This is a genomic window from Cellulomonas fimi (genome assembly GCF_028527925.1).
Taxonomy (GTDB): Bacteria; Actinomycetota; Actinomycetes; order Actinomycetales; family Cellulomonadaceae; genus Cellulomonas; species Cellulomonas fimi_C.
In genome coordinates, this window is record NZ_JAPESW010000166.1 from 1 (window position 1) to 600 (window position 600).

Here is a 600-nt window from a genome sequence, read left to right on the forward strand (position 1 = left end):
ATGGTGTGGATCACCTGCATGCGAAGTTGTTTCCCATGCATGGGACGGGCGGGGACAGTACCTTCAAGCCTATCAGCTCCAAGGTGGAGAAGTTCTTCGAAGCCTATGAGGGTTATATCTCGTCCCACGATTTTGTGCGGGCGGATGATGCCGAGCTAGCGGAGTTGGCGGCGCATATCAGATCATTTGTCTAATGCAAAACCAAATGTGGGAGCGGGCTTGCTCGCGAATGCGGTTGGTCAGTCGCTGATGTGCTGACTGAAAAACCGCATTCGCGAGCAAGCCCGCTCCCACCTTTTTTACTGTGTTCGCTTGATGAATCAGCGGCGGCTGCTGACTTCGGCCGGTACGTCATCACCGGCCATGCGCTTGCGGAACAGTGCAGTGCGCGCCAGTAGCAACGTGGTCACCGGCACCGTGATCGACAGCAATATCGGTATCAACCACCCGTGCAACACCGGCCCGGATTTGAGCACCGAAAAGTAGATGATCGACGCCAACGCCACACACCACGCCCCCAACGTCGACGCCAATGCCGGCGGGTGCATGCGCTGGAAGAAGTCCTTCATGCGCAGCAAGCCGATCGCGCCAATCAATGCA

2 protein-coding genes are annotated in these 600 nt (G+C 57.2%); one reads left to right on the forward strand and one right to left on the reverse strand.

Features of this window, described 5'->3' with window-relative positions:
- On the forward strand, positions 1–194 hold a 194-nt coding region (locus OMK64_RS21495), incomplete at its 5' end, for a hypothetical protein (protein WP_272730159.1).
- 126 nt (positions 195–320) lie between these two features.
- Here the strand turns inward: OMK64_RS21495 and OMK64_RS21500 are convergent.
- On the reverse strand, positions 321–600 hold a 280-nt coding region (locus OMK64_RS21500; protein ID WP_272730160.1), incomplete at its 5' end, for a Na+/H+ antiporter subunit G.